This window comes from Micromonospora sp. NPDC093244 (genome assembly GCF_040683695.1).
In the GTDB taxonomy this organism is placed as follows: Bacteria; Actinomycetota; Actinomycetes; order Mycobacteriales; family Micromonosporaceae; genus Micromonospora.
The window spans coordinates 117,884-144,427 of sequence record NZ_JBFBEO010000004.1; the positions used below are offsets into that span (position 1 = coordinate 117,884).

General features: G+C 72.3%; 27 protein-coding genes. 16 read left to right on the forward strand and 11 right to left on the reverse strand.

Features of this window, described 5'->3' with window-relative positions; translation table 11 throughout:
- Positions 1–2 precede the first annotated feature (2 nt).
- Genes AB0N27_RS21345 through AB0N27_RS21375 form a run of 7 tightly spaced genes read right to left on the reverse strand, consistent with a single transcriptional unit; the run spans position 3 to position 8,374 of the window.
- Positions 3–602: a hypothetical protein gene (locus AB0N27_RS21345; RefSeq protein ID WP_364372431.1), complete on the reverse strand. Its 600-nt coding sequence runs from the start codon at positions 600–602 to the stop codon at positions 3–5.
- A gap of 13 nt (positions 603–615) precedes the next feature.
- The gene (locus AB0N27_RS21350) at positions 616–1,791 is read right to left on the reverse strand and encodes a M23 family metallopeptidase (protein ID WP_364372434.1); all 1,176 of its coding nucleotides are present in this window, start codon (positions 1,789–1,791) and stop codon (positions 616–618) included.
- Positions 1,788–2,345 (reverse strand): hypothetical protein, encoded by a 558-nt coding sequence (locus AB0N27_RS21355; RefSeq protein WP_364372437.1) that lies wholly within the window; start codon positions 2,343–2,345, stop codon positions 1,788–1,790. Before AB0N27_RS21355 ends, AB0N27_RS21350 begins: the two co-directional genes overlap by 4 nt.
- Positions 2,342–4,291, reverse strand: a complete 1,950-nt coding sequence (locus AB0N27_RS21360) for an MFS transporter (protein WP_364372440.1) — start codon at positions 4,289–4,291, stop codon at positions 2,342–2,344. Before AB0N27_RS21360 ends, AB0N27_RS21355 begins: the two co-directional genes overlap by 4 nt.
- 1 nt (position 4,292) lies before the next feature.
- Positions 4,293–7,634, reverse strand: a complete 3,342-nt coding sequence (locus tag AB0N27_RS21365; protein WP_364372443.1) for an ATP-binding protein — start codon at positions 7,632–7,634, stop codon at positions 4,293–4,295.
- Positions 7,635–7,683: 49 nt separating this feature from the next.
- Positions 7,684–8,046: a hypothetical protein gene (locus AB0N27_RS21370; protein WP_139583242.1), complete on the reverse strand. Its 363-nt coding sequence runs from the start codon at positions 8,044–8,046 to the stop codon at positions 7,684–7,686.
- A gap of 13 nt (positions 8,047–8,059) precedes the next feature.
- On the reverse strand, positions 8,060–8,374 hold the full coding sequence (locus tag AB0N27_RS21375) for a hypothetical protein (RefSeq protein WP_364372448.1): 315 nt from the start codon (positions 8,372–8,374) through the stop codon (positions 8,060–8,062).
- A 346-nt stretch (positions 8,375–8,720) separates the two neighbouring features.
- Here AB0N27_RS21375 and folP point away from each other — a divergent pair, with 346 nt between their 5' ends.
- From folP to AB0N27_RS21410, 7 genes are all read left to right on the forward strand, one after another.
- Positions 8,721–9,587 carry a dihydropteroate synthase gene (gene folP / locus AB0N27_RS21380; protein ID WP_364372451.1) on the forward strand — a complete coding sequence of 289 codons (867 nt, stop codon included), beginning with the start codon at positions 8,721–8,723 and terminating at the stop codon, positions 9,585–9,587.
- Complete coding sequence (gene folB, locus AB0N27_RS21385; RefSeq protein ID WP_364372453.1) at positions 9,584–9,952, forward strand: dihydroneopterin aldolase; 369 nt, start codon at positions 9,584–9,586, stop codon at positions 9,950–9,952. The genes folP and folB overlap by 4 nt, the downstream gene beginning before the upstream one ends.
- Positions 9,949–10,476 (forward strand): 2-amino-4-hydroxy-6-hydroxymethyldihydropteridine diphosphokinase, encoded by a 528-nt coding sequence (folK, locus tag AB0N27_RS21390; protein ID WP_364372456.1) that lies wholly within the window; start codon positions 9,949–9,951, stop codon positions 10,474–10,476. Before folB ends, folK begins: the two co-directional genes overlap by 4 nt.
- A gap of 19 nt (positions 10,477–10,495) precedes the next feature.
- Complete coding sequence (locus tag AB0N27_RS21395; protein ID WP_364372459.1) at positions 10,496–11,035, forward strand: DUF3180 domain-containing protein; 540 nt, start codon at positions 10,496–10,498, stop codon at positions 11,033–11,035.
- 118 nt (positions 11,036–11,153) lie between these two features.
- Complete coding sequence (locus AB0N27_RS21400; RefSeq protein ID WP_364372462.1) at positions 11,154–12,371, forward strand: ABC transporter permease; 1,218 nt, start codon at positions 11,154–11,156, stop codon at positions 12,369–12,371.
- Positions 12,372–12,422: 51 nt separating this feature from the next.
- Positions 12,423–12,731 carry a hypothetical protein gene (locus AB0N27_RS21405; RefSeq protein WP_151488076.1) on the forward strand — a complete coding sequence of 103 codons (309 nt, stop codon included), beginning with the start codon at positions 12,423–12,425 and terminating at the stop codon, positions 12,729–12,731.
- A gap of 53 nt (positions 12,732–12,784) precedes the next feature.
- Positions 12,785–13,288, forward strand: a complete 504-nt coding sequence (locus AB0N27_RS21410) for a hypothetical protein (protein WP_364372466.1) — start codon at positions 12,785–12,787, stop codon at positions 13,286–13,288.
- A gap of 24 nt (positions 13,289–13,312) precedes the next feature.
- Here the strand turns inward: AB0N27_RS21410 and AB0N27_RS21415 are convergent, their stop codons facing one another.
- The gene (locus tag AB0N27_RS21415) at positions 13,313–14,317 is read right to left on the reverse strand and encodes an ABC transporter ATP-binding protein (RefSeq protein ID WP_364372469.1); all 1,005 of its coding nucleotides are present in this window, start codon (positions 14,315–14,317) and stop codon (positions 13,313–13,315) included.
- 2 nt (positions 14,318–14,319) lie between these two features.
- Here AB0N27_RS21415 and AB0N27_RS21420 point away from each other — a divergent pair, with 2 nt between their 5' ends.
- From AB0N27_RS21420 to AB0N27_RS21435, 4 genes are all read left to right on the forward strand, one after another.
- Positions 14,320–15,006 carry an ABC transporter permease gene (locus tag AB0N27_RS21420; RefSeq protein WP_364372472.1) on the forward strand — a complete coding sequence of 229 codons (687 nt, stop codon included), beginning with the start codon at positions 14,320–14,322 and terminating at the stop codon, positions 15,004–15,006.
- Positions 15,003–15,743, forward strand: coding sequence for an ABC transporter permease (locus tag AB0N27_RS21425; protein WP_364372475.1), 741 nt, complete (start codon positions 15,003–15,005; stop codon positions 15,741–15,743). Before AB0N27_RS21420 ends, AB0N27_RS21425 begins: the two co-directional genes overlap by 4 nt.
- Before the next feature lie 214 nt (positions 15,744–15,957).
- Positions 15,958–16,962, forward strand: coding sequence for a glycine betaine ABC transporter substrate-binding protein (locus AB0N27_RS21430; protein WP_364372478.1), 1,005 nt, complete (start codon positions 15,958–15,960; stop codon positions 16,960–16,962).
- A 110-nt stretch (positions 16,963–17,072) separates the two neighbouring features.
- Positions 17,073–18,794: a hypothetical protein gene (locus tag AB0N27_RS21435; protein WP_364372481.1), complete on the forward strand. Its 1,722-nt coding sequence runs from the start codon at positions 17,073–17,075 to the stop codon at positions 18,792–18,794.
- Positions 18,795–18,798: 4 nt separating this feature from the next.
- Here the strand turns inward: AB0N27_RS21435 and AB0N27_RS21440 are convergent, their stop codons facing one another.
- From AB0N27_RS21440 to AB0N27_RS21450, 3 genes are all read right to left on the reverse strand, one after another.
- On the reverse strand, positions 18,799–19,986 hold the full coding sequence (locus tag AB0N27_RS21440; protein ID WP_364372484.1) for an NADH-quinone oxidoreductase subunit D: 1,188 nt from the start codon (positions 19,984–19,986) through the stop codon (positions 18,799–18,801).
- Positions 19,983–21,263, reverse strand: coding sequence for an SAM-dependent methyltransferase (locus AB0N27_RS21445; protein WP_364373366.1), 1,281 nt, complete (start codon positions 21,261–21,263; stop codon positions 19,983–19,985). Before AB0N27_RS21445 ends, AB0N27_RS21440 begins: the two co-directional genes overlap by 4 nt.
- Before the next feature lie 84 nt (positions 21,264–21,347).
- The gene (locus AB0N27_RS21450) at positions 21,348–22,259 is read right to left on the reverse strand and encodes an SDR family oxidoreductase (protein ID WP_364372487.1); all 912 of its coding nucleotides are present in this window, start codon (positions 22,257–22,259) and stop codon (positions 21,348–21,350) included.
- A gap of 118 nt (positions 22,260–22,377) precedes the next feature.
- Here AB0N27_RS21450 and AB0N27_RS21455 point away from each other — a divergent pair, with 118 nt between their 5' ends.
- The 5 genes from AB0N27_RS21455 (at position 22,378) to AB0N27_RS21475 (ending at position 26,524) form a co-directional block, all read left to right on the forward strand.
- The gene (locus tag AB0N27_RS21455; RefSeq protein WP_364372490.1) at positions 22,378–22,947 is read left to right on the forward strand and encodes a TetR family transcriptional regulator; all 570 of its coding nucleotides are present in this window, start codon (positions 22,378–22,380) and stop codon (positions 22,945–22,947) included.
- Between the two features lie 127 nt (positions 22,948–23,074).
- Entirely contained in the window at positions 23,075–24,037 is a 963-nt protein-coding gene (locus AB0N27_RS21460) for a Rossmann-like and DUF2520 domain-containing protein (RefSeq protein ID WP_364372493.1), read from the forward strand.
- Positions 24,038–24,210: 173 nt separating this feature from the next.
- The gene (gene panC / locus AB0N27_RS21465; protein WP_364372496.1) at positions 24,211–25,059 is read left to right on the forward strand and encodes a pantoate--beta-alanine ligase; all 849 of its coding nucleotides are present in this window, start codon (positions 24,211–24,213) and stop codon (positions 25,057–25,059) included.
- 46 nt (positions 25,060–25,105) lie between these two features.
- Positions 25,106–25,534: an aspartate 1-decarboxylase gene (gene panD / locus AB0N27_RS21470; protein WP_364372499.1), complete on the forward strand. Its 429-nt coding sequence runs from the start codon at positions 25,106–25,108 to the stop codon at positions 25,532–25,534.
- Positions 25,535–25,630: 96 nt separating this feature from the next.
- Positions 25,631–26,524 carry a septum formation family protein gene (locus AB0N27_RS21475; RefSeq protein ID WP_364372502.1) on the forward strand — a complete coding sequence of 298 codons (894 nt, stop codon included), beginning with the start codon at positions 25,631–25,633 and terminating at the stop codon, positions 26,522–26,524.
- The last annotated feature ends 20 nt before the right edge of the window (positions 26,525–26,544 follow it).

The following is a 26,544-nucleotide window of genomic DNA, read 5'->3' on the forward strand; positions in this document are numbered from 1 at the left end:
TCTTACTCAATCCACAGCAGATGCACCGGCACCTCCAGGGTCGTGGGTGACTGGCCGCGCCAGGCCCAGCGGTACCACTCCACCTCCGGCGTGATCCGGACGCAGATGTCCCCCTCGGCGCCCGAGTAGGTTTCGGTGACAGCTCGCAGGTCACGGTGCTCCCGGGTGCCCTCGACGTGCACCACCCGTCGCCCGGTCACCGCATCGGCTTCGAACACAGGGGTGGGGGACGGGTGCGTCGGACCGTCCAGCGAGACGAGCCGGATGCCGTGGGTTCGGATGGTCTCCTGCCCTGGCCGGTCACCGACGGTCTCCACCCAGACCCGCTCCACCGGCACCAGCGGCGCGAACACCTCGACCTGCTCGGCCTCGGCCCGATACCACTCGTGTTCGGGGATCACCGGCACGTAGGTGCGAGCTCCCTGCACCACGCGGTCGTCGGCGCGCAGGTCACCCCTCCAGCCCAGCCCGGGCAACCCGACAAGTACCCGCTGCCCGCGCAACTCCACTCGTTCGGTGGCCGGAAGGATGGTGAGCGGACGGGGCGGCTGGGGTGCCCAATCGGGCTGGTCGGCGAACGGGTCCGGCAGCGGTCCGGTCATGCCTGTGCTGACCTCATGCCGGGCGGCGCAGCGGGGCGCCCCGGTCGCGCATGAACGGGACCGGGTTCACCGCTCCGGAGGAACTGCGGTTACTGCGCAGGTGCACCTCGAAGTGCAGGTGCGGGCCGGACGAGTTCCCGCTGCTGCCTACCTGACCGATCACCTCGCCGGCCGTGACCATCTGCCCCTTGTGCACGCGGGGCTGGACAACCATGTGGCAGTACCGCGTGATGTAGCCACCTGCGTGCAGCAGGTCGACGAACCAACCGCAGCCACCCTTGCCAGGAAATCCGTCCACATTGCAGCTTTCCCGGCCACGTTTGTCCGGGTCGCACTTGGCCACCAGTACTCGACCGGTTGCTGCCGCGCGGATCTCGGTGCCTTTGGCCGCACCGATGTCGACCCCATCGTGGCCGGGTCGACTTGCGGTTCGGAAGCCGGAGCCGACGTTTCCCGAGATCGGTGCTGTCCAACCTGAAGCGGCAATCTGTCCCTGCTCGGCGGCGTCGCACACCGCCTTGCCATTGAGTTCGACGGTACGGGCCGCGCCGCCCGACAAAGCGTTCACGATGCGGCTGGCCAGTTCCTCGTGCTTGGCGTAGGCGTCCGGGTAGGCGCTGATCTGGACCCGTTGGGCGACGGCCGTCAGTGGTCGACGCTGCCAGCCCTGCACACCGACGAGTTTCTCGTAGAACTTGCGGGCCGCATACGCGGGGTTCAGCCGCTCGGCGACCGAGCCCCACCCCGGCCTCTGCTGGAACAGGCCCAGCGAATCGTGGTCGGCGCCGACGCCCTCGTGCGGTAGGGCTAGCGATGCGGGTACGCCGCTGTTCGCCAGGTTGCGCAGGGCTGACTCCTGCATCGCCGTGGCCAGGGCGATCACCCAGCCGCGAGAGGGCACCCCCATGTCCTGGCCGACCTTGATGATGATCGCGGCATTGCGGATCTGCGCGTCGCCGTACTCGCTGAACCGTGGAAGGTCGCCCGTGACGTTCACCGGACGGACCGGGCCGCATCCCAGGGCCGCCAGGTCGTCCCCGTCCTTCGCCTCATCGCCGCCGAGCCCGGTGAGGAAGAACGCCGCAGTGCCTCCGGTGCAGCACAGTAGGAGCAGCAACCCGGTGAGCGCCGCGGCGATCACGCCGATTCGTAGCGGCGGGCGGCGGACGGCACCAGCAACGTCGTTCACGGCCTCTCCCAGTCCACCACGTCGACGAGCCATTCCCCATCGGAGGCGACGAGTTCCAACCGGAGTTGCCCGGCATCGAGGGGAAGCAGCATCTCCACGAACGAGTCGGTGCGCTCCCGCATGCTCGGGGGGCCGGCGACCTTCTCGGCCGGCACGGTGGCCGGCTCGGCACCGTCCAACTTCTCGATCAGAGTCGGGGTGGAGAGCGGCCGCATTCCGGCCTGCCACTCTTCGGCGGTCATCCCGGGACGGCCGAGCCAGGCGGTGGCGAAGCGTTCGGCGGTCTGCTCGGGTGTGCGGGCGCCGGACCGGGTCACCGGCGACGGTGGCGTCTCGGTGGAGAGCACACCGTCGTCGCCGGCCGTCGGGTCCACTGTGGTAATCGGCTGGTTTGGCCTGCTACTCAGCCCGTCGGCGGGGTCGGTCGGACCGGAGATGAGCCGTGCCGCCCCGATCACGCCGAGGACCAGCACCGCGATGACCAGTGCCACTCCCAGCCGAGACCGCAGAGCCCGGGTGAAGAGGAACTCCAGTGCCCGTCGCATCGCCGTCACCGTGCCTCTGAGCGCACCCGAGGTCCGGTACGGTCCGGTGTCCGCTCAGACGAGCCCGGCCGATAGACCACGAACGACGGGTTCTCGGCAGGCACGTCCGGCTCTGTCCAGGTCGCCGGCTGCCGTCGGCGAGGTTGGGGCGGGACCGAACCACGTCGGCCGCCGGACCGCTCCGCGGGCGCATCGTCCGCGCGTTCCCGCCCGTCCGGTCGTCCGGCCTCGGTGCGTCCCCCAGCGGCCGGGGCGTTCGGTGTCGGGACCGGGTCCTCGCGCCGCGCCTCCGGACGTAGCCGGGTCTGCTCCGCGTCCGGTGACCGGCGACGACCGCCCACGGGTTCGGCGGTGCCTCCGGGTTCCACCACATCGAGGCGTGCCGCGACCCGCATGTCCCGGAAGAACCGACGGTGCCAGGACCCGGCCGAACTGACCGCCTCGCTGCTGTCCTTGCCACCCAGTTGGGTGATGCGCCGGTACGGCCGCAGCAGCAGCCAGCCAACCACTCCGCACAGCCAGACCAGTACCACCTGGAGCCAGCCCGGCAGGGTGGGTGTGCTCATGATCAGGTCCACCGCGAACAGGTAGATGGCGGCGCCGGTTCCGAAGATGGCGATGTTGAACACGGCTGCGACAACCGCGTTCGCCAACCGTCGCAGTCCGGCGCTGGCCGGCCGGAGAAGCCCGACGGTGCCCAGGATGGGTGCCGCGATCACCGCCCACCGGAAGATCAAGAAGCCCAATAGGACCAGCACCGACGCGGTCAGGTCGAACATGGCGAAGAGCACGGCCGCGAGCACCGCGATGAACCCGGCCCCGACCCGGTCCATGTCTCGCACTCCCTGGAGGTACTCGTACGCCTCCGGATCCTCGGTCTCAATCTGCTGAGCCACCCGCGCCCATTGCTGCTGCTTCCCCTTGATCACGGTCTTACGTGTAGCCGAGTTTGCGCGCATCGACTGCGCCTCGCCCCAGGTCAGCGACCGTGCATCGTAGAGTGCCGGGCCGTACTTACGAGCGGTCTCGCTGTCTGCCGAACCCAGAACTCCGCGGAGCCAGTTTCGGTAGAGCATCGTTTCGGTTGCTGTGTCGCTAGCTCGGGCCGCAGGTGTGCGGAGGTCCTTGCAGCGTTCCGGATCCATGCATCTTCCAGGTGCCGGTTCCTTGGCTTGTGGTCCAACAGCGTCGTGGACCACTCCTAGGCTCGTGACTAGGGCACCATCGGCGATGTTTGCAGACTTGACCGGCCAAGCGGCCAGCGCTGTGACCGCTACCATCACCAGTAATGCCCATCCTGCTGTGGTCATCGCATTGCTCATGTCCGACTGGCGAGAGCGCCAGAGCAGGTAAAGCCCCACCACGCAGAGCGTGACAATTCCGAAAACGCTGAAGACCTTCTCGTAGACGGACTTCGTTGCTTTCTCTACAAGCGGATCAGCCCACCCCCACATCGAGCCGGGGTCCCAGGCGCGCTCTCGGAGGGCGTTCGAAGCGCCGATGATGGCCGTGGCGGCCATGAATTCGGTGTTGGCGATTGTGGTAGTGAATTTATAGTCCGGATGCAGCACGCTTGACGCGCATCCGCCCTCGATATCGTAGGTGTTGTAGCTATAACCTGCGTACCCGTAGAGGCTGTACCGACCAGCTATTCCATTCGCTGCCTCTGCCGGTGGCTGGGCGGCGAACCAGCCTGCGAGACCGGAGTCGGGCGTACCGGGTGTCGGCGCGTTACGGCATTTGACCTCGTCTTCGCTGACCTCTTGGAGCTTCGCTACGCAGGTGCGGAAGTCGGCCTGCCACTCCGGGGTCGTGCAGAGGTCGGCGCGGGCCTGGGCAGCCGGCGGCGCGGCGGAGGCCGCCTCCGCCCCGACCAACGGCCAGGCGACGCTGGCCCCGGCCAGTACGCCGAGGGCGAGCAGGAACGACGCGATCCGTGCCCGGGCCCTCGCCATGTCACGCCTCCAGATCCGGCAGGGGGATGCTCGGCAGCACTCCGGCCGCTGCGGCGATCGCGGCGGGCGTCGTGTCGAGGTGGTCCAGCAGTCCGTCGACGTACGAGACGTCGACTCGGACCTTCTGCACGCGGCCGTCGACGTCGCGCATGACGAACTCGCGGAAGCCGAGCCGGTTGGCCGAGTTGGTGTCGGCGGCGGAGAGGGAGGCCAGGGTGGCCTCGTACCCGTCGTTTACCGGTACCCGTAGCAGCCGCAGCGCCTCGGAGGCGATCTCGGCGTCCTCGGCGATCCGGCCGACGAAGACTGTGGAGACCAGGTTCTGTACGTCGAGGCCGAGGATGTCGCGGGGGTTCTGCGAGGCGACGAGCGCGGCGAGGTTCCACTTGCGGGAGTCGCGGGCGAGCCGGACGAGGAACGACCGGCCGGAGCGCCAGCCCTCCATGAAGTGCGCCTCGTCCAGGCCGACGAGCTTGCGGGAGGACATCGAGCCGCCGTAGCAGCGGCGGACGGCGAGCCGGTGCGCGGTGTGCAGCATCGGCAGGGCGAGGGCCTCCTCGGCGGACCAGTACTCGCGTTCGATCTTGAGGTCGGGCAACCGCAGGCCCGCCATGGTGATCACGGTGAGCGCCGCGTCGGCCCCGAGCAGGCCTTCCGGTGGCCGGCCGAAGAACAGCATGGCCAGCGGCATCTCGGCCGTGTCGAGCAGCAGGTTGGCCAGTTCCTTGCCGGCGTCGTCGTCGAGGCGTCCGAGGCAGCTCACCACGTCGTCGAGGGTGGAGGTCTCCTCGGCGGGCACCTGGCGAACGGCGTGCCGGAACAGGGTGGCGGTGGACGCCTCGCGGGCCACCTGCGGCGGCACCAGCATCATGCAGATGTCCTGGACGAGCATCCGTCGTTCGGCCCGCGCGTTGGAGACCGCGATCTCGAACTCCCGGTCGCCGGCGGCACCGATGCCGAACTCGCTGCGCAGTGGCGTCGGGATGAGCGAGTAGGGCGCGAGCGTGCCGTGCTCCGAGCCGGTCAGGTTCAACACCCGGGAGTACGGCCGCAGCTCGGGCATGGCGCAGAGCCGGGCCAGTGGACCGGACGGGTCGAGCAGGGTCACCTGGACGCCCCGCCGCGCGGCGAGGTAGCCCAGAGCGCCGAGCAGTGTCGACTTGCCACCACCCGGCTCGGCGACGAAGACCGCGAGCCCGGAGCGTTCCCGCACCTCCATGGGGAAGTGCAGGTCCAGGAAGACGGGTCGACGGCAGGTGCCGGCGGTTCGACCGATCAGGTCGCCCCGCCTGTCGCCCACGTTGGACGCGGCCTGGGGGAGTGCGGCGGCGAGCAGCGGGACCGGCATCCGGCGGACGTAGCCGGTGTTGGCGATCGGTTCGCCGGGGATGAACTCGCGGGCCAGCCAGTCCTGGTTCTTCGGGTGTTGGAGTGAGATGCGCAGCTCGCGGGAGTAGAGCTGGATGAGGCGACGGGCCCGCTCGAGGCACTCCTCCCTGGTCCGGCCGCCGACCGCGATGCGGTGCCAGCCGTGGGCACGGGCCGAGTCGACGGGCAGACCGGTGGTCATCTCGTCGCCGATCACCAGTGCCCGCTTGGCCAGGCGTTCCAGCTCGGGCGGTGCGTCGATGCCGTGCTCTGCGTAGTCGAGCTGCTGGGAGCGGATCATCCGCAGCCGGTGTTCGAGATTGCGGAAGGAGTCGCCGGAGCCGAGGATGTCGACCCGGGTGGAGATCTCCATGGGCCAGGGGAGCCGCTCGTGGAAGTGCAGCCACGGCTCGTGCCGTTCCGGAATCTCCAGCGGCTCCATCCGGCCGACGGCGAGTACGGCGACGTGCCGCTCCTCGCCCGTCATCCGGTTGACCAGCTTGACCGTCGAGCCGTACGGGGTGCGGTACCGCTCGACCTGTTCGGTGAGCGCTAGCAGGTCACCGCGTTCCCACTGCCCGTCGGTCACCGGTGAGAGGGTGCCCGGGGGTGACATGCACAGCGCCACGGAGCGGTAGAGCAGCCACTCCAACTCCTGCGCGGTGACCCGGCGACCCCGCATGCCGAAGGCGCCGAGCACCTCGTCGAACTGCTCGACGGTGCGGCCCAACTTGCGGCGCTCGCCGTCGGCGGTGCCCCTGCCGAAGGTGCGCAGGAGCCGTTCGGTGAGCGAGTCACCGAGGGACCGGCGGGCGAACGTGACGCCCAGGTAGGTCTGCCCCTCGGCGTGGTTGACGGCCATCAGGTGTCGCTGGGCGGCGACGAGGTGGTCGGCCCATCCGGCGGTGCCTGGCACGTCGGGCAGCGGCGACGCGGTGTGCGCGTCGATGGTGCGCGCCCACTCGTCGGCGGGGAACGGCCGGGTGGTACGGCGCAGGTGCAGCCGGAAGCCGGCGAGGCCGGCGTACTGCTCGGAGATCGCCGACAGCAGCGCCTCGCGTTCGGCGTCCGGTCGGAACGCCCAGCGCACCTCGGGCAGCCAGTACCAGGCGGTGACCGTGTTCGGGGTGAAGGTCAGGTGGCCGGCGATCTCGGTGATGGCCAGTTCGACAGACGGGTCCCGATCCCCGAATTTGATTTTCGGGGCGCGTACCCGGGTCGGTCGGACGGGTCGGTCCTGCCGGCTCGCGGCGCGTTGCCGCGGCGCGACGATCTCCTTGCCGGCTGCCTTGGGTCGCTGCGGGCCGTCGGCGCGGCGCGGCGCGCGTTCCAGGGCGGGCCGGTCCTCAGGTGCGGCCCCGGCCGGTCGTTCCGTCGGGGTGGGCGGCCGCTCGACCGGCGCGACAGGCCGGTTGGTAGGTGCAACAGTCGGACGGCCGGCTGCTGGGTCGAGATCGCTCGCCGGGTGCGCCATCGGCAGCCGGTCACCCGCCTGGTGCGGCACCCGGGACTCGATGGCGGGGTGGGTGTCCGCCCGTCGCGGCTCGGCGGGCGGCCGCCGGTGGACGGTGGACCGGTCGTCCGGGGTCCACGGCGGCTCCAGCTCGGGAGCCGGGCGCGCCGGCGCGACGGCTGGCGGTTGCTGCGGGATCGCCGGCTGCTCCCGAGTGGCGGGGCCGGCTGGAATGGCTCGTTGGCCGCCCGGTCGGGCACCGCCGAACAGGTCCAGGAAGGGCGAGTCGATATCGGCGTTCTCGCCGGCCGTCACGGCGGTGGGCTCGGCGGGCGGTGGACGCCGGGACACCGGCCGGGGCGCCTGGAAGACGCCTACCGCTCCGTGCCCGGGTGAGGTCACCAGCGCGGGGTCGAGCGCCACCTCGTCCTCGTCTTCGGTGTAGTCGAACGACTGCGCACGGTGACCTGCCGGTGCGCCCGGGCGGCCGGCCGGGGAACCCGGCGTGGAAGCGCGGCTCATGCGATCGCCCCACCCTTGTCGTACGACTGACCGCTCGGTGTACGCCCGGTCATGCCAGCTCCTCCCGGATCCTGATCCGGCTGCCGACCAGGCGCGGGTCGCGCTGCTCGACGGCCGGCTCCCGGGTGCGTCGCCAGTCGGTGAGCGCGGTGCGGATGACCACCCGCGCCGGCCGGTCCGGGTCGACGTGCCGGAAGATGAACGACGTGGTCACGATGGCCAGTGCGATCTCCCAGGCTGGGAAGAGCTCGACCGTGAACGTGAACAGCCAGTGGATGAACATGTAGAGGGGGACGAGCAGCATGAAGAGCCCGTACTGGGCGTACGGCAGGTGGACCGGAAGGGTGTAGCCGGGCGGCCCGAGGTAGACCAGGCGTGCCCGGTAGATGTCGTCGTCGGTGCGCAGCCGCATCTGGTGACCGCGCCTATTCGAAGATCAGGTCGATCAGGTAATCGCCGACGAAGAAGAGTGTTGCCGCGCCGGCGATGAAGGCCAGCCCGACGATGGCGATCGCGGAGCTGGTGAGCACCTTGGAGATCTCGCCCCGGCTGGCACGCCCGATGAAGATGACGCCCAGGACGGCGAGCAGGATCGGTGCGATCTTGCTGGCAAAGAAGGTGACCACACCGCTGGTGTCGATCCCCTTCGGAGCCGGCTCGGCGAGCGGAGCCGACGCCACTGTGGAGAGCGCGTGGGCGACGCCTGACGACGCCGTCTCCATGAGCTCGAAGGCGATCACTGGAACCTCCCCATAGCGCGGCCGGCGGTGCCGCGGCGGTGCAATAGGCAGACCTGGCGGGAAAATGTGCTCACAGGGCGCAGCGTTCACGACCCTGTGTTCGTTACTCACCACGGAGAGTGGCGAGCTTTGGGCGGTTTTCCCCCGCTTCGGCCCTCCCTCCACGCTTCGCCATCTCGATGCTGGCCAATTCCAAAGCGTACGGGCCGCCCCGGATTGCGACAAGCCGCGAACGGGATACCCGATGCTGCCCGGATGACCGATCGTACACCTGTTCTAACGAGCACGTCAGGGAGGTTTGCCCCGGGTCGCGGGAGGCCGCCACCGCGACCGGTACCGTCTAGTCGTGACCGATCTGGTGCGGGCTCCGGGCCCGGTGGTGATGGGCGTCCTCAACGTCACGCCGGACTCCTTCTCCGACGGCGGACGGTACGCCGACCTCGACGCGGCCGTCGGACACGGCGTCCGTCTGCGCGACGCCGGAGCGCACCTGGTGGACGTCGGCGGCGAGTCGACCCGCCCGGGCGCCGAGCGGATCGACGCGGCGACCGAGGCGGACCGGGTGCTGCCGGTCATCCGCGCGCTCACCGCCGCCGAGGTGCCGGTGAGCATCGACACCAGCCGCGCCCGGGTGGCGGAGGCCGCTCTCGAGGCCGGCGCGGTGGTGGTCAACGACGTCTCCGGCGGCCTGGCCGACCCCGACATGGCCCGGGTGGTCCGCGATGCCGGCTGCCCGTGGGTGCTCATGCACTGGCGGGGCCACTCCAGGCAGATGCGCGAGCTGGCCAGCTACGGCGACGTGGTGGCCGACGTGCGGACCGAGCTGTCCGAGCGGATCGACGCGGCGTTGGCCGCCGGCGTGGCCGCCGACCGCATCGTCATCGACCCCGGCCTCGGCTTCGCCAAGACGGCCGCGCACAACTGGGAGCTCAGCGCCCGGCTGCCGGAGCTGCTGGACCTCGGGTACCCGCTGCTCTTCGGCGCCAGCCGCAAGTCGTACCTCGGCCGGCTGCTCGCCGCCGCGGACGGCACGCCGCGGCCCACCGCGCAGCGGGAGGCGGCCACCGTCGCCACAAGCCTGCTCGCGGTGGCAGCGGGCGCCTGGGGGGTACGCGTGCACGACGTCCGCGCCACCACCGACGCGCTGGCCGTCTGGGCAGCGACCGGCAGTCCGCGCCTGACGGCCGGACCGGAACGAGAGGGGCGGCGATGACGACCGACCGGATCCAGCTGACCGGCCTGCGGGCGCACGGCCGGCACGGCGTGTACGACTTCGAACGGGCGCAGGGGCAGGACTTCGTCGTCGACGCCGTCCTGGAGATGGACCTCGGCCCGGCCGCCGCCAGCGACGACGTCGCCGCCACCGTGCACTACGGCGAGCTGGCCGAACGGCTGGTCGCGGTGATCACCGGTGAGCCGGTCAACCTCATCGAGACCCTGGCGGACCGGCTGCTCGCGGTATGCCTGGCCGACGAGCGGGTCGACGCCGCCACGGTCACCGTGCACAAGCCGGAGGCCCCGGTGCCACACACCTTCACCGACGTGGCGGTCACCATGACCCGGACGCGTTCCCGATGACGCGCGCCGTCCTGTCCCTCGGCAGCAACCTGGGCGACCGTCTGGAGCACCTGCGGACGGCCGTCGCCACGCTCGGGGACGCCGTGCGTGTGGTGTCCGGGGTGTACGAGACTCCACCGTGGGGTGACGCCGACCAGCCCGCGTACCTCAATGCGGTGCTGCTGGCCGAGGACCGGACCGCGACGCCGCGCGACTGGCTGGAGCGGGCGCGGGCCGCGGAGCTGGCGGCCGGCCGGGTCCGTGACCCGCTGCGGCGGTTCGGGCCGCGCACCCTCGACGTGGACGTGATCGCCGTCTGGGGCGACGACGACGAGCCGGTGCTCAGTGACGACCCCGAGCTGACCCTGCCGCACCCCCGGGCGCACCTGCGGGCGTTCGTGCTGCGACCGTGGATCGACATCCAGCCGTACGGGCGGCTGCCCGGTCACGGCTGGCTGACCGACCTGCTCACCAGCGGCCCGGCCGCGGACGACGTGCTGGATCTGCGTGCCCGGCCGGAGTTGGCGTTAGAGTCGACCGCATGACCGAGTGGAGCCGGCCGGCATGACGCAGGCGAAGTCCCCACCACCGGGCGGGTCGGGCCCCGACCGGTCGCGGATGGGTCCCACCCGGATCTCGAGCCTTGTCGTCGCCGCCCTGGCCGCCGCTGCCGTGGCCTGGCTGTTGATCAGCAGCCTGTACTACAGCGGCATTCCACGGCTGCCCTGGCTGCCCGTCGTGACGCTTGCCGCGCTCGCCGTGCTGGAGGCGTACGCCGCCGTCAACACCCGTGGGCGGATCGAGCGCAAACCCGGCCGGGACCCGGTCAACCCGCTGATGGTCGCCCGGTTCGTGGTGCTGGCCAAGGCGTCGGCGCTGGCCGCCGCCATCTTCGCCGGCTTCTACGCGGGGTTGACCGGCTGGCTCCTCGTCGAGAACACCCGGGCGGCAACGGAGGACCGGCCGGCCGCCGCCGGTGGTCTGCTGGCCTCGCTGGCGCTGGTCGGCGCCGCGCTCTGGCTGGAACGCTCCTGCCGGGTGCCGGAGCGCCCGGACGACGAGCGCGAGCCCGACCAGCGCGAGAGCCGCCCCGGCCAGCGCTGACCAGGGGGTTACGCCCGGCTCCCGGGCGCGGGTACGGTGCCTGCGATCGGAGCGATGGCCGCCCACGATCCGTCCGCGCGCCGGACCGGAGGCGGCCGGCCACTGGGGAGGCGGCGTCATGGGGTACGAAGAAGCGGGCCGGGACCGGTCGGCCGAGCCCTCGTCCGGGGTGCCCGCCGCCGTACTGGAGAGCGTCTTCGACGACCCGACCCACGGCGAACCGGGCCGGGACCGGGTGGGTGTGCACGTGTGGTGGGAGTTTCTCCTGGTGGCCGGCCTGGTCGCGCTGGGCTGGCTGCTGTGGCGGGAGGACTCGGGCGCCCTGCGCGCCGACAACCTGCGCACGTTGCTCGTCGACGCGGTCGGGCTCGGACTCCTCGCCCTCGCGGCCGGGCTGAGCCTGCGGACCGCAGCCCCGAACCTGGCCGTCGGGCCGGTGGCGATCGCGGCCGCCCTGCACTACGCGGAGCAGGGCGATCGGGGCCTGGCGGCGTCCGTCGGCCCGGCCGTCGCGGTCGCCGCGCTGGGCGGGCTCGCGCTGGCGTTGGTAGTGGTGGTGCTGCACGTGCCGGCCTGGGCGGCAAGCCTGGCCGGTGCGGCAGGCGTTGTGGTGTTCATCGAACGCCGTTCGACGGCTGTGCTGGTGCAGGGCGACTACGACCCCGGGCGGACGGCCGGCTTCCTCTTCGCCGGGTTCGCGGCGGTGGCGGTCCTCGGCGGGCTGTTCGGCACGATCCGGCCGATCCGTCGCCTGGTCGGCAGGTACCGAGCGGTCACCGATCCGGCCCGCCGCCGGGGTGTGCTGGCCGCCGTGGTCGCCGCCGTCGCGCTGATCGGCTCGACCGTGCTGGCCGCGCTCGGCGGCGTGCTGATCGCCGCGAACGGCCCCGGCCCGGTCACCCCCGGCACCGGACTGGACTGGACCGTGCTGGCGCTCGGGGTGGCGCTGCTCGGCGGCACCAGCGCGTTCGGCCGCCGGGGCGGGGTGTTCGGCACCCTGCTGGCGGTCAGTCTGGTCACCGTCCTGCGGGAGTACGCGCCGGAGCGGGGCTGGACGCTGAGCACCTGGGCGGTGGGCGGCGCGGCGGTGGGCGTCGGGTTGCTTGTCACCCGTCTGGTCGAGACGTTCGGGCGCCCCCGGACGGGTGCCGTCCCCGACCGGCCCGAGCCGGTCGCCGACGGCACGATCAGCACGGGCTGGGCCATGCCGCAGTCGCAGTCGGTGGACAACTGGCCGCCGACTCTTCCGACGCCTGCCGCGCCGCAGCCGACCGACCCGTGGCGGGAGCCGCGGTGGGAGGACAGCCCGCGCCGGTGGGACGCCGACGAGCGGTGAGCAGTGTCGCGTCGCCGCGCCGGAGCTGATCTCGCCCGTTAGGCTCGGCGCATGACCGACTCACCTGCCGCCACCCCCGGCGGAACCTCGTTCGAGGCACTCGACGCGCTGTCCACCGAGGAGTTGCGGGAACGGGCGTTCGCCCTGGCGCGGGAGCGTCGCGACGTGGGCTTCTACTGGTCGGTGCTGCGGCACCTGCCGAACGCGGACGAGGCGACGGTGCTGGACGGCGCACCCAACTCGATCGGCCCGACGATCGACGAGGCGAACGCCCTGTGGCGGGAGCTGACCGGGCACGGCTACGAGGAGTCGGCGCCGCTGCTGCGGGCCGCCTTCATCGACTACCTGATGAAGCACTGAGCCGTTCGGGGCAGCCCAGGTCCACCCGGCAGAGCGGCACCGGGCCTGGGCGGATGACATCGTTCTTTCACCGGTCCGGCCCGGTGAGCAGGTACGGAACGGCCGCCGGCACCGGCGCGCTCGCCGTGCTGCTGCTGGTGGGCATCTGCGGCAGCCCGGCGTACACCGGTTGGGCCGCCACCCAGACCGACCCGGACTCGGGAGTCGCCTTCTACCTGCGTGTGCTCGCCTGGCCGGCCTGGCGGCTGGACGCGGACGGACAGGCCGGCGGGTTGTTCGCCGCCGACCTGCGGGCCGTGGCGCTCGTGGTCCTCGCGGTGGCGCTGCTCTATCTGCTGCCCGCAGCGCAGGTCGCCCGGGTGCCGGGCTCGGTCAGCCAGTTCTTCTCCGGCTGGGCCGCGTACGTGCTGGCCGGCGGGCTCGCCGCCGTGCTGGCGGCGCTGCTCGGCCCCGACCCGTCGCTGCTGCGGGCGTTGCAGGAGGCCAGCGCCGGAGCCGGCTACGGCTTCCTCGCCGGCTGGATCATCGGCACCGCCAGCCTCGGCGGTCGCGCCTGAGCCAAACCGGCGCGGCGGGACGGCTCAGCCCGTCGTCCGGCCGAGGTCGAGCAAACGCTGCCGGGTGAGCGCCCCGACGGGTCGACCGTCGTCGGTCACCACGAGCCGGTCCCGGCCCGAGGTGAGCAGGACCGCCAACGCGTCGTACGCGGAGCCCTCCAGCGGCACGGTGGGCAGGTCCGTGGCGGTGTCACCGGCCAGCGGGTCCAGCGACTCCCGGTCCAGGGGGGTGACAACCAGCCGGCGGATGCCCCGGTCGGCGCCGACGAACTCGCGTACGAACGGCGTGGCGGGCGCGCCGAGCAGGGCGGCCGGGGTGTCGTACTGCTCCAGGTGACCGCCCTGGGACAGCACCGCGATCCGGTCGCCGAGCCGTACGGCCTCGTCGAGGTCGTGGGTGACGAGCACGATCGTCTTGCGGACCTCGGCCTGGAGTCGGAGGAACTCCTCCTGGAGGCGGGACCTGACGATCGGGTCGACGGCCGAGAACGGCTCGTCCATCAGCAGCACCACCGGGTCGGCGGCGAGCGCGCGGGCCACCCCCACCCGCTGCCGCTGGCCGCCCGACAGTTCGTGCGGGTAGCGGCCGCCGAACTGGGCCGGGTCCAGTCCCACCAGGTCGAGCAGCTCGTCGACCCGGGTGCGGGTGCGGTCCCGGGGCCAGCGCAGCAGGCCGGGCACGGTGGCCACGTTCGCGCGGACGGTCTGGTGTGGAAAGAGGCCCACGTTCTGGATCACGTAACCGATCCGGCGGCGCAGCCGAACCGGGTCGACGTCGGTCACGTCCTCGTCGCCGAGCATGATCCGGCCGGCGGTCGGCTCGATCAGACGGTTGATCATGCGCAGCACCGTCGACTTGCCGCAGCCGGACGGGCCGATCAGGACCACCAGCTCACCGGCCCGGACGTCGAGGCTCAGCTCCCGGACGGCCTCAGTGCCGTTCGGGTAGCGCTTCTGGATTCCGTGCAGGGAGATCGACGCCGCGCGAGGGGAGCCGGCCGGGCCGGGGGCCTCCGGGGTAACGTCCACGTATGTCCTTCCGCCTGAGCTACCGGGCCGACCCGGGTAACCCCTGGTTCTCCTGGCAGTACGTGCGGGACAACTCTGACACGATCCTCGCCGCGCTGCGCGAACACGCCTCCCTCACCGGGCGGGCGGTGCTGATCGCGGTGCTGATCGCCCTCCCGTTGTCGGTGCTGGCGTACTGGGTCCGACCGCTCGCCGGTCCGATCCTCGCGGTCAGCGGGGTGGTCTACACGATCCCGTCGTTGGCGCTCTTCGCGTTCATCGCACCGTACCTGGGCACCGGGACGACCACGGTGCTGGTCGGGCTGGTCCTCTACGCGCTGCTGCTGATCGTCCGCAATGTGGTGGCCGGGCTCAACCAGGTGCCGCCGGAGGTCGGTGAAGCCGCCGAGGGCATGGGCTACGGCAGGTGGGGGCGGCTGTTCCGGATCGACCTGCCGTTGGCCGTGCCGGGCATCGTGACCGGCCTGCGGCTGGCGACCGTCTCCACTGTGGCGTTGGTCACGGTGGGCGTGCTGGTCGGGCACGGCGGCCTCGGGCAGCTGATCTTCGCGGGCTTTCAGAACAACCTCTACAAGGCCGAGATCATGACCGGTTCGGTGCTCTGCGTGGCGCTCGCCGTCGTCCTCGACCTGCTGCTCGTCCTGGTCGCCCGGCTGGTGACCCCGTGGACCGCGAGGAGGGCACGGTGACCGCAGCGGCGAACCCGGTGAGCGAGGCGGTGCTCTGGCTCAACGACCCGCTGAACTGGACGAACCCCGGCGGGATGTTGGACCGGCTCGGCGAGCACCTCACCATCTCGGCGCTGGCGGTGGCGCTCGGCTGCCTGGTGGCCTGGCCGCTCGGGCTGTGGCTGGGGCACACCGGACGGGGCGGCGGTCTGGTGGTGCTGGTGTCCAACGCCACCCTCGCCATTCCGACGCTGGCGCTGCTGACCATCCTGCCGGTGGTCTTCGCCAGCGGCTTCGGGCGTACGCCTGTGGTGGTGGCGCTCGCCGTGTTCGCCGTACCGCCGCTGTTGGCCAACGCGTACACGGGTGTGCGTCAGGCGGACCCGGAGGCCCGCGACGCCGCCCGGGGGATGGGTCTGTCCGGCGGGCAGGTGCTGCGGCGGGTGGAGCTGCCGCTCGCAGTGCCCTATCTGGCGGCCGGTTTCCGGACCGCCGCCGTGCAGGTGATCGCGACCGCCGCGCTTGCCTCGTTCGTCAACGGCGGCGGCCTCGGCGAGATCATCCGGACCGGGTTCGGCCTGGGTATCGCCGGCGGCGGCGGTCAGATCCTGGCCGGCGGCGTGCTGGTGGCCGCGCTCGCCCTGCTGGCCGAGGTGGTCCTCGGTGTCGTCGAGCGGCTGGTCACACCCCGTCCGCTGCGGCGCGGGCGGCAGCGGGCGGGCCAGCCGCGGCCCGCCGACGCCACCGGCCGTGCCTGATCCGCGCCCGCTGCTCCGTCCGGGTGAGCCGGCGGCGATCAGCCGAACGCCGAGGGCGCGGTCGGTGACGATGAGGTGACGAAGTCCATCTCAGGTTGTCGGTCCGTTCCGGAGGATGTTGGGTGGACATTCGCGGGCGACCAACAGTCAGGATCGCCCGTCGGACACGCGGCCGGCCCGGGACGGGCCGCGCCGGGACACGGAAGGCGGGCACATGCGCGCACGTACACGTCTCGCGATCGGTGCCGTCGGCGTCGTCGCCGGGGCAGCGCTCCTCACCGGGTGCGGTGACGCCGGTTCGTCAGGCACCGACGCGCCCCAGCAGAGCGCTTCCGGCGCCGGGTGCGCCCCGGTCAAGGGTCAGCAGCTCATCGCTCTGCAGGACGACAAGAAGCTCCAGAACTCCGACAACGTCATCCCCGCGGTCAACAGCAAGGTAGCCAACCCGCAGCTGATCGCGGCACTCGACAAGGTCTCGGCGACGCTCGACACGCCGAAGCTGATCCAGCTCAACAAGGCAGTGAACGACGACCGGAAGACCCCGAAGGTGGCCGCCGAGGAGTTCGCCGGCGCCAACAACCTCACCGCGGGCATCGCCAAGGGTCCGGGCGGCGACATCACCGTGGGCGCCGGCAACTTCGCCGAGAGCCAGATCCTGGGCGAGCTGTACCGGATCGCGCTCACCGCTGCGGGCTACCAGGTCAAGGTGCAGCAGATCGGCAACCGGGAGCTGTACGAGCCGGCGCTGGAGAAGGGCGAGGTCCAGGTCGTCCCGGAGTACGCGGCGACGATGGCCGAGTTCCTCAACACCAAGGACAACGGCCCGAACGCCCAGCCGGTCTCGTCGCCCGACATCAACACCACGGTGACGGCGCTCAAGGCCCAGGGTGACAAGGTGGGCATCACCTTCGGTGCGCCGGCCGCCGCGCAGGACCAGAACGCCTTCGCGGTGACCCAGGCGTTCGCCGACAAGTACGGCGTCCGCACGCTCTCCGAGCTGGCCGCGAAGTGCTCCGGCAGCGCCACCGTGCTGGGCGGCCCGCCGGAGTGCCAGCAGCGCCCGTTCTGCAAGCCGGGTCTGGAGAAGACGTACGGGCTGTCGGTGGGCTCGTTCTCCTCGCTGGACCAGGGTGGCCCGCTGACCAAGAGCGCCCTGCGCGACGGTTCGATCAGTGTGGGTCTGATCTTCTCCTCGGACAGCGCGTTCGCCACCAGCTGAGCCCTGCACTGCCGCGCTGACGGACGCCCCCGCCCGCATCCGGGTGGGGGCGTCCGCGCGTGTCGGCGACCCGTTCCCTCTGCTGGGGATCCTCGGTAGGCTGCACAGCCATGCCAGCCCCGGTCACCCCCGACGCCCGGCGTCAACCGCGCCTGCTGACCATGCTCTTCTGGGCGGGTGTGGGCCTCGCCCCGGTGGCGGCGCTGATCCTGCTGGTCGCCGACGGCAACACTCCGCTGCGTTTCGCGGCGGTGCTCGCCATCGTGGCGGTCGTGCTCATCGGCCTGTCCATCGCGCTGCGACCCGACGGTGACGCGGCACGGGCCGACGAGTTGCTTGACGAGATCGAGGAACTGCGCCGGGAGTTGCGGGCTGAGATCCTGGCCGCCGCGCAGCGCGGCAACCAGGCACTGGACCAAGCGCAGCGGGCACAGGAGGGCATCACCGCGGTCCGTCGTCGCCTCGACGCCAGCAGTGCCGCGCTCGCCGGCGCGGCACCCGACGCCGCGGGTGCGGGGCGGGCGCGGGTGCCGGCCGCCGGCCAGGTCGATGACGCGCCGGCCGGAAGGGCGTCGGTCACCGCTGACGCTCCGGCCGGCCGCCGCCGGGTGCCGGGCGAGGTTCCGGCCGGCCGGTGCCGGGTGTCGGGTCCGGAGGACGCCGCCCGCTGGGGCCGCGCCGAGCACGCCGACGAGGACGAACCGGCGTACCCGCAGGCCACCGCCGAACCGTCCCCCGCCGGGGTGTACGGCGCCGAGCAGCCCCGCGCCGGGGTGTACGGAGGGGAACGCCCCGCCGCCGCCCGGTACGCATCGCCACGCCCTCGTGAGCACGACCGGCCCGAGCCGGGGCACCGACCGGCAGGAGTTGTCCGGCACACCGAGACAGTGCACGTCACCACCAGGCACACAGTGGTGGACGGTGGGCCGCCGGAGACCGCCACCCGGTACGGCGGCGGGTACGCGGGCCAGTGGACCCCGCCGGCGCAGGAGTGGACCCGGGGCGGCGGCGCGGACGAGCGCCCCCGCCCGGCGGAGCGTCCGCGTGGTGAGGCGGAGGACCGTCATCTGTCCGGTTACCCCGCCGACAGGCCCGGTCGGGGCGCCGACCGGGAAGTGCCCGACGTCGACGCCGAGCCCGGTTGGCGGGCCCGGCGCGACGAGCCGCAGTGGACCGGTCCACGGGACGCGTACGCCCCCGCCGACGAGCCGGCCCGGGGCTTTGGGCAGCAGCGTGACGAGCGCGGGTGGTCGGAGCGGCGCGAGCCCGACCGGGGGAGCGCCGCGCCGCAGTCCGGGCCGCCGCTGCGCGCCGACGACACCGGCGAGTTCTGGTCACAGATGCGGGCCGGTGACCGCTGGGCGGCCGTCCGCGACGACGAGCACGGCCGTGAACTGCACGTCGGGGAACGCCGGGCCGAGGTGCACGCCGACCCCGCCGGCACCGAGTACCGGATGGCCGACCGCTGGGCCTCCGTCCGCCACGAGGAGCCGCGCCGCCACGAGGAGCCGCGCCGCCACGAGGAGCCGCGCCGCCACGAGGAGCCGCGCCGCCACGAGGACGCCCGCCGTCATCGGGAGCCGAGCCGGCGGGACGACGCCGACTGGTACGCCGAACGCGAGTCGTACCACCCGGACGAGCCGGCGGGCCGGCCGGCGCTGCCGGTGGGTGGCGTGCCGGTGCCGGACGAGTGGCGTCCACCTCGCCAGCGGGGTGACCAGGCGGAGCCGGAACGGGTCGGCCGGCGCCGGGTCGAGGAGCGGTACGGCTACCCGCCGCCTGATGACGTGCCGCGCGCCGGCGGCGCCCCGCCCGGCGAACGCTGGCGCTGAGGCGTCACTTGTCGATGTCGCCGACCACGAAGAACATCGAGCCGAGGATGGCGATCAGGTCCGGCACTAGGCAGCCGGGGAGCAGAGTGGCCAGAGCCTGCACGTTGGCGTACGACGCGGTCCGCAGCTTCAACCGCCACGGCGTCTTCTCACCCCGCGACACGAGGTAGTAGCCGTTGATGCCCAGCGGGTTCTCCGTCCAGGCGTACGTGTGCCCCTCGGGTGCCTTGAGCACCTTCGGCAGTCGGGTGTTGATCGGCCCGGTCAGCCGGTCCACCCGGTCGAGGCACTGCTCGGTGAGGTCCAGCGAGGCGTACACCTGGTCGAGCAGCACCTCGAAGCGGGCGTGGCAGTCGCCGGCGGTCCGGGTGACCACGGGCACGTCCAGTTCGTCGTACGCCAGGTAGGGGTCGTCGCGGCGCAGGTCCAGGTCGAGCCCGGAGGCGCGGGCCACCGGCCCGGACGCGCCGAACGCGGCGGCGTCGGCGGCGGAGAGCACACCCACGCCGACGGTGCGGGCCAGGAAGATCTCGTTGCGCCGGATCAGGTGGTCCAGGTCCGGCAGCCGGCGGCGCACCTCGGCGATGGCGGCCCGGGCCCGCCCGGTCCAGCCGTACGGAACCTCCTCCTTCAGGCCACCCACCCGGTTGAACATGTAGTGGATCCGCCCGCCGGAGACCTCCTCCATCACCGCCTGGATGGTTTCGCGTTCCCGGAACGCGTAGAACATCGGCGTGATCGCGCCGATCTCCAGCGGGTAGGAGCCGAGGAACATCAGGTGGTTGAGCACCCGGTTCAGCTCCGCGAGGGCCATCCGCAGCCAGGTCGCCCGCTCCGGCACCTCCATGCCCATGAGGCGTTCCACGGCGAGCACCACACCCAGCTCGTTGGAGAACGCCGACAGCCAGTCGTGTCTGTTGGCCAGCACGATGATCTGCCGGTAGTCGCGGACCTCGAACAGCTTCTCCGCGCCCCGGTGCATGTAGCCGATGATCGGTTCGCAGGCGACCACCCGTTCGCCGTCGAGCACCAGCTTCAACCGCAGCACACCGTGCGTCGAGGGATGCTGCGGGCCGATGTTCAACACCATGTCGGTGCCGAGCTGCTGATCGCCGGTGCCGGCGACGAGGCCGGCCCCGGTGCCGACGGTCAGTTCACGGAGGTCCCCGGCGTCGGTGGTCATGCCCGTCATCGTGCCACGGCGGCGGCGAGCGGGATGCCGACCGGCTGGCGCAGCCACAGGTGCCCGCCGAGCCCGGCCGGGTCGGTCAGCTCGGCCACCGCCGACGCGGCGGCAAGCGCCCGCACGTAGCCGGCCGGATCGGTACCGGCCAGGCTGAGCGGCGGTCGCGCGCCGTCGGCCCCGAGCGCCCGCAGCGCCTCGGCCTGCGAGACCAGGGAGTACGCGCACCGGGCGACCGCCGCGCCGGCGGAGGCGACCGAGTCCATCGCCACGTGCGCGGTCACGTCTGTCGTCCCGTCCAGCACCGGCGGCACCTGCCGCCCACCCCGGTACCCGGTCAACGTCCCGTCGACGGGTCGGTCGTCGCGCAGGTGCCCGTAGTCGACCGCCACCGCGAGTCCTCGATTGATCCTGCTGATCGCGTTGGCCCAGGCTTCGTCTCTCGTCCGTCCGATCTCGGCTCGTCGTCGGTCACTGTGGGGGGTTTCGGGGCATCCCGGCCGGCTCCGGGCGGTCAGGCTTGATCCCTGCGCCGGCCGGGCTGCCCCGAAACCCGACCCGCTCGCGCTTGTCGCGTCCGTCGAGGTCAGACCAATGCCCGAATCAGGGTCTGCGGGGGGCGGGTTCGTGGGGCTTGGCCACCACGTCGTGAGCCAATCCAGGTCAGCCGGGCCGACCGGCTCACCAGTCGATTCGGCACCACTCTCGGGCTCGACCAGCACGTACCGCCAGCCGTCCTCGGTGTGCACCGCCACGTCCAGTGGGACGTTGTCCAGCCACTCGGTGGCGATCAACAGCCCGGTGATCTCGGCGGGAATCTCGGCTGTCCAGTTGATCTCTCCGGGCAGGTCCTCCGGGCGCTCGGCGTACTCCACAGCTGTGAAGCGGACCCGTTCCGCGAGCGACGGACGGGCGGCTACCGACGACGGATCGCCGGGCGACCGACGGACGGACGCCGTGGAAGTCAGGGTTTCCGGGGAGCCCGCCCACGGAGGGATCAAGCCTGACCGCCCGGAGTGGGCGGGCTCCCCGGAAACCCCCACCACAGCCCCGGCGAGCGCCCGCAGCAGCTCCCCCCGCCCAGCCCCGACATCGACCACGTCGAGCCGCGACGGGTGGCCCAGAGCGGCATCGACCTCCGTGAGCAGCCGCAGCAGAGCGGTGGCGAAGGCCGGGGACGCGTGCACGCTGGTGCGGAAGTGGTCGGCCGGCCCGGTGCCGCCCACGAAGAAGCCGCCCGGCCCGTAGAGGGCGTGGCTCATCGCGTCCCGCCACGGGATCGGCATCAGCTCACTTCGGGGTTCAGCAGGTGTCACCGTGCCGACCCTACGGCCACCCGCTTCCCGATCCCCGATGACCGGCTTCGTGGTTCAGGCCTGGAAGTAGTGCCCTTCGTTCAGGTCGGCGATCAGTCCGGGGTGGGTGGGCGTCCAGCCGAGCAGGTGACGGGTGATGGCGGACGACGTCGGGTTGTCCAACTGCACGAACGGGCCGAGGAAGCCGAAGTGGTCGTTCGCCTCGGCGGGGCTGATGCTGCGGACCGGGATGCCGAGGTTGTCGCCGATGGCCGCCGCGATCTGCCGGAAGGAGACGCCCTCGTCGGCGGCGCCGTGCAGGCGCGTGCCGGCGGGGGCGTTTTCGAGGGCGAGTCGGTAGAGCACTGCCGCGTCGAGCGTGTGGACGGCCGGCCACCTGTTGGCGCCCTCGCCGACGTACGCGGAGTATCCCTTGCGTCGGGCCGCGGCGATGATGGCGCTGATGAAGCCGTAGCGGTCGAGGGAACTGTGCACCGTGGGCGCGAGCCGGACGATTGAGGAGCGCACGCCGCTGGTGGCGAGGTCGGCCACGAAGTTCTCCGCGTCGATCCGGTAGCGGCCGCTCGGGAAGGTGTCGTGTTCGGTGCCGGGGCGGCCGACGATGCCGCCCGTCGCGAGCATCGCCGTCCCGCTCGTGCCGACGAGGGGTTTGCCGGAGCCGGCCAGGCCGTCGGCGAGCGCCTTGAGGGCGTCCAGGTCGACGGTGGCGGCGCCGGCCAGGTCTCCGTCGAGCATGAGGTCGTGGCGGAACGCCAGGTGGATCACCCCGTCGGAGATGGCTGCCTCTTCGCGAAGCACGTCGAGGTCGGACAGGTCGCCCCGGTGGGCCTGGGCGCCGAGCTTCTCGACGGCGGCGGCGGACGTGTCGGAGCGGGCCAGGCCGATGACCTCGTGCCCGGCGGAGAGCAGTTCCGGGACGACTGCGGAGCCGAGATGGCCGGAGGCGCCTGTGACGAATACGCGCATGGCGGTTCCTTCGTGAGTGCCGATGTCACCTTGCGACATCACGGTACCTCGGGTGATGTCACGCCGCGACATGTGAACGGAATTAATGTCGCAGTGTGACGTCGGATACCATCGCCGCATGGCCCGCTGGCAACCTGACGCGCGCGGCCGCCTGGAGGCGGCCGCCTTCGAGTTGTTCCGCGAGCGCGGCTTCGAACAGACCACAGTCGCCGACATCGCCACCCGTGCCGGCCTCGACAAACGCACCTTCTACCGGCTCTTCGGCGACAAGCGCGAGGCGCTCTTCAGCGGCAGCGGGCGCTTGGAGGAGGTCCTGGTCCGGGCGGTGACCGAGACCGACGCCGGTCCCTTCGAGGCGGTCGTCGCCGCCTTCCGGCGGGTGGCGGAGGAGGTCTTCGCGGACCGTCTCGAGCTGGTCCGGGCGCGGCAGGCAATCATCGAGAGCAGCCCGGAGCTGCAGGAGCGTGAACTGCGCAAGTCGGGCTCCCTGGCGGCCGCGGTCACCGCCGCCCTGCGCGCCAGGGGCCTCGACGAGACCACTGCCACCCTGGCCACCGAGTCGGGTGCCACGGTCTTCCGGGTCGCGTTCGCCCGCTGGATCGCGCCCGGCAGCGACGCCCCGCTCAGCGACCTGATCGCCGAGGTCGCCGCCGAGCTGCGCGCCATCACGTCGGCCCCGACGCCCTGACCTCAGCCGACCCGATCGGGCCGTCTCGACGGTGGTGAAGGTTTTCACACATGCTTGTCCCGGTTCGGCGGGCCGGGCGCATACTTGCGATCGACCGGTACCCCTTCTCGAGGACTGGATCGTCGTCATGAGCGCACCGCTGCGCCCGCGCCCTGGGCCCGCCGCATCGCGGGATCGCGCCGTTCCCGGCGCCCGCGCCACCTCCCGCCTGCTCACCGTCGGTGTCGTCGGCGCGGGCCGCGTCGGAGCCGTGCTGGGCGCCGCGCTCGCCGCCGCCGGGCATCACGTGGTCGCCGTCACAGGCGAATCCGGAGCCAGCCGGGCACGCCTCGCCCTGCTGCTGCCCGACGTGCCCCGCCACCCCGCCGTCGCCGTCGCGCACGCCGCCGCCGACCTGCTGCTGATCGCCGTACCCGACGACGCGCTGGCCGGGGTGGTTGCCGACCTCGCCGAACGGGGCGCCCTGCACCAGGGGCAGGTGGTCGCGCACACCTCCGGCGCGCACGGTCTGGGCGTGGTGGCGCCGGTCACCGCGGCCGGCGTCCGGCCGCTCGCCCTGCACCCCGCCATGACCTTCACCGGTACGCCCGACGACCTGGCCCGCCTCGACGGCATCTCGTACGGGGTGACCGCCCCGGCGGAGCTGCGTCCACTGGCCGCCCGCCTGGTCACCGACCTGGGTGGCGTGCCCGAGTGGGTGGCCGAGACGGACCGCCCGCTGTACCACGCGGCGCTGGCACACGGCGCGAACCACCTGGTGACCCTTGTGAACGAGGCGACCGACCGGCTGCGGGACGCCGGCGTGGGCCGGCCCGAGAAGGTGCTCGCCCCGCTGCTGCGGGCCGCCCTGGAGAACGCGCTGCGCCTCGGCGACGACGCGCTGACCGGCCCGGTCTCGCGGGGTGACGCGGGCACTGTGCGGCGGCACCTGGCCCGACTGACCGCCACCGCCCCGGAGTCCGTTCCCGCGTACCTGGCGCTGGCCCGTCGTACCGCCGACCGGGCGATCGCCGCCGGCCGGCTCCGGCCGGTGGACGCGCAGTCGCTGCTCGGGGTTCTTGCCGATTCGGATCGGGAGGTGGCCGCGTGAGCGTGAGGAGTGAGCCGATTCTGCGAGCCCCGCAGTCGCGAACCGAGGTGGCGCCGTGAGCGCGAGGAGTGAGCCGATCCTGCGAGCCCCGCAGTCGCGAACCGAGGTGGCGCCGTGAGCGCGAGGAGTGAGCCGATCCTGCGAGCCCCGCAGTCGCGAACCGAGGTGGCGCTGTGACGCTGCTCGTGCACACGCGCGCCGAGCTGGCCGAGGCCCGGGCCGGGCTGAAGGGCACCGTCGGTGTGGTGATGACCATGGGTGCCCTGCACTCGGGGCACGAGACGCTGCTGCGCGCGGCCCGGGAACAGGCCGACCACGTGCTGGTGACGATCTTCGTGAACCCGTTGCAGTTCGGGCCGAACGAGGACTTCGACAGGTACCCCCGGACCCTCGACACGGACCTGGAGGTGTGCCGGCGGGCCGGCGCCGACGTGGTCTTCGCCCCGTCGGTGGCCGACATGTACCCCGACGGCCAGCCCCGGGTACGCCTCGACCCCGGTCCGCTCGGGGCCGAGCTGGAGGGCGCGAGCCGCCCCGGCTTCTTCCACGGCGTGCTCACAGTGGTGCTGAAACTGCTCCAGCTCACCCGACCGGACCTGACGTTCTTCGGCGAGAAGGACTACCAGCAGCTCACCCTGGTCCGGCGGATGGTCCGGGACCTGGACGTGCCTGTCGAGGTGGTCGGCGTGCCGACGGTGCGGGAGCCGGACGGGCTGGCGCTGTCCAGTCGCAACCGCTACCTGAGCGAGTCGGAGCGGGCTGCCGCCCTGAGCCTGTCCGCCGCGCTGCGGGCCGGCGCGCGGGCGGCCGACGACGGTCAGGACGCGGGCGCGGTGCTGACCGCCGCACATGCCGCGTTCGGCGCGGGTACGCCCGGCGCCCGCCTCGACTACCTGGTGCTCACCGATCCCGAGTTGGAGCCGGGGCCGGTGTCCGGGCCGGCCCGGCTGGTGATCGCCGCGTGGGTCGGCGCGACCCGCCTGATCGACAACGCGGCGATCCACCTGGCACCCCGTCCCTGACCAGGCCGCCCCCCACCTCCACCACCTTGGCGAAAGGCCATTTCCGATGCTGCGGACCATGCTCAAGTCGAAGATCCACCGGGCCACGGTCACCCAGGCCGATCTGCACTACGTGGGTTCGGTGACTGTGGACGAGGATCTGCTCGACGCCGCCGACCTGCTCCCCGGCGAGCAGGTGGCGATCGTGGACATCACCAACGGCGCCCGGCTGGAGACGTACGTGATCCCCGGTGAGCGGGGCAGCGGCGTGATCGGCATCAACGGTGCCGCCGCGCACCTCGTACACCCGGGTGACCTGGTCATCCTGATCTCGTACGGGCAGATGGACGACGCCGAGGCCCGGTCGTACCGGCCCCGGGTGGTGCATGTGGACGCCGACAACCGGGTGATCGAGCTGGGTGCCGACCCGGCCGCGGCGGCCCCCGGCACGGCCGGTGACCCGGTGCCCAGCCCGCTGGCCGTGTCCGCCCTGTGATCCCCCGCGTCGTGATTCCGGTCTGTCACCGGAAGGTCATGTCCGGTTACCCTTGGCGCGCCGGCGCAAGCTGGCGGGTGGCTGGGGGAGGCCGCTATGCGCAGTGCCGTGACGACCGTGTTCGCCGCCGCCGTGACGTCGGTGCTGCTGGTGGGCTGCGCCGGGTCCGGCGACCTGGACGGTGACCTGACCGACGACTGGGCCGCGATGGCTGCGCCGTCGGCGTTCACTCCGGCGGCAGGTGTGTGTCAGGCCGCCGACTTCACAGACGTGGTCACCCTGGCCGGCTACGAGCCGGTGGACTGCGCGGGCCCGCACCGGCTGGAGACCGTGCATGTCGGGGCGTTCCCGGCCCAGCGGGCGACCGTCCCGGCGGGTGGTTCGGCGGAGCTGCGGGGCGCGTTCGCCGAGTGCGACACCCGGGCGACCGGGTACGTGGGTGACGACTGGCGGGCCGGGCGGCTGAGGTTGTCGGTGGCGCTGCCCTCCGGGCCGGGCTGGGCGGCGGGCTCCCGCTGGTTCCGGTGCGATCTCACCGAGTTGAACACCGTCGAGGCGGCGGCGACTGTGGTGGTCCGCTCGGGCAGTCTGCGGGACGCGTTGAAGACCCCCTCGCCGCTGCGGCTTGGTTGCCAGCAGACCCGTGGTGCGGCCGGCCGTGTGCAGACGCTTGTCCCGGTGGAGTGCGGCAGGCAGCACGACGCCGAGTTCGTCGGGGTGTGGCGTGCACCGGACACGCCGTACCCCACGAAGGACGCCGACTGGGCGCCGCTCTACACGGGCTGCCGCAGCGCCCTCGGCCGCTACGTGGGCGTGCCCGACGACGCCGAGCTGCGCTTTCGCAGCGGTGTGGTGGTCCGCCCACCGGGGGCCGGGCGGTGGCGGGTCGGTGACCGGGGCGTGCGCTGCTACCTGTGGCTCAGCGACCGTACGGTGGCCGCCTCGCTGAAGGGCGCGGGCCCGGCGGGTCTGCCGGTCCGGACGAAGTGACAGCGGCCCGACGGTCGGCG

Bases quoted from the DNA above. Each gene is read 5' to 3' on its own strand.
- AB0N27_RS21345 (WP_364372431.1), bottom strand. From the start codon at position 602: ATGACCGGACCGCTGCCGGACCCGTTCGCCGACCAGCCCGATTGGGCA.
- AB0N27_RS21360 (WP_364372440.1), bottom strand. From the start codon at position 4,291: ATGGCGAGGGCCCGGGCACGGATCGCGTCGTTCCTGCTCGCCCTCGGC.
- AB0N27_RS21365 (WP_364372443.1), bottom strand. From the start codon at position 7,634: ATGAGCCGCGCTTCCACGCCGGGTTCCCCGGCCGGCCGCCCGGGCGCA.
- AB0N27_RS21370 (WP_139583242.1), bottom strand. From the start codon at position 8,046: ATGCGGCTGCGCACCGACGACGACATCTACCGGGCACGCCTGGTCTAC.
- folB (WP_364372453.1), top strand. From the start codon at position 9,584: ATGACGACCGACCGGATCCAGCTGACCGGCCTGCGGGCGCACGGCCGG.
- folK (WP_364372456.1), top strand. From the start codon at position 9,949: ATGACGCGCGCCGTCCTGTCCCTCGGCAGCAACCTGGGCGACCGTCTG.
- AB0N27_RS21395 (WP_364372459.1), top strand. From the start codon at position 10,496: ATGACGCAGGCGAAGTCCCCACCACCGGGCGGGTCGGGCCCCGACCGG.
- AB0N27_RS21400 (WP_364372462.1), top strand. From the start codon at position 11,154: ATGGGGTACGAAGAAGCGGGCCGGGACCGGTCGGCCGAGCCCTCGTCC.
- AB0N27_RS21405 (WP_151488076.1), top strand. From the start codon at position 12,423: ATGACCGACTCACCTGCCGCCACCCCCGGCGGAACCTCGTTCGAGGCA.
- AB0N27_RS21410 (WP_364372466.1), top strand. From the start codon at position 12,785: ATGACATCGTTCTTTCACCGGTCCGGCCCGGTGAGCAGGTACGGAACG.
- AB0N27_RS21420 (WP_364372472.1), top strand. From the start codon at position 14,320: ATGTCCTTCCGCCTGAGCTACCGGGCCGACCCGGGTAACCCCTGGTTC.
- AB0N27_RS21430 (WP_364372478.1), top strand. From the start codon at position 15,958: ATGCGCGCACGTACACGTCTCGCGATCGGTGCCGTCGGCGTCGTCGCC.
- AB0N27_RS21435 (WP_364372481.1), top strand. From the start codon at position 17,073: ATGCCAGCCCCGGTCACCCCCGACGCCCGGCGTCAACCGCGCCTGCTG.
- AB0N27_RS21440 (WP_364372484.1), bottom strand. From the start codon at position 19,986: ATGACGGGCATGACCACCGACGCCGGGGACCTCCGTGAACTGACCGTC.
- AB0N27_RS21445 (WP_364373366.1), bottom strand. From the start codon at position 21,263: ATGCCGATCCCGTGGCGGGACGCGATGAGCCACGCCCTCTACGGGCCG.
- AB0N27_RS21450 (WP_364372487.1), bottom strand. From the start codon at position 22,259: ATGCGCGTATTCGTCACAGGCGCCTCCGGCCATCTCGGCTCCGCAGTC.
- AB0N27_RS21455 (WP_364372490.1), top strand. From the start codon at position 22,378: ATGGCCCGCTGGCAACCTGACGCGCGCGGCCGCCTGGAGGCGGCCGCC.
- AB0N27_RS21460 (WP_364372493.1), top strand. From the start codon at position 23,075: ATGAGCGCACCGCTGCGCCCGCGCCCTGGGCCCGCCGCATCGCGGGAT.
- panD (WP_364372499.1), top strand. From the start codon at position 25,106: ATGCTGCGGACCATGCTCAAGTCGAAGATCCACCGGGCCACGGTCACC.
- AB0N27_RS21475 (WP_364372502.1), top strand. From the start codon at position 25,631: ATGCGCAGTGCCGTGACGACCGTGTTCGCCGCCGCCGTGACGTCGGTG.